At 37.4% G+C, this 257-nt stretch carries 1 pseudogene; it reads left to right on the plus strand.

The features are described from left to right. Positions 1-257 (plus strand): annotated as a pseudogene (locus MTCD1_RS19650) (sulfite reductase [NADPH] flavoprotein alpha-component); the annotation flags it as partial.

A 257-nucleotide genomic window follows, 5' to 3' on the forward strand; every position in this document is an offset into this window, starting at 1 on the left:
GATGTTGATTACGACAGCGAATGTGAAAGTTGGACCTTAAGTATTGTTGAATCTTTGAAAGATGAGCTTACCCAAGCATCTTCAGGTTCTGCAAATGTTGTTGATTTACCAACAGCAGGTGCTGAAAGTCAGTATTCAAAGCAAAACCCGTTTGAAGCTGAATTTTCTTTAAGTCAAAAGATTACTGGTCGAGATTCTGCTAAAGATGTTCGCCATATTGAAATTGACTTAGGTGAATCAGGTTTAACTTACCAAGT

The sequence above is a fragment of the Colwellia marinimaniae genome (assembly GCF_002207865.1).
GTDB lineage: Bacteria > Pseudomonadota > Gammaproteobacteria > Enterobacterales > Alteromonadaceae > Colwellia > Colwellia marinimaniae.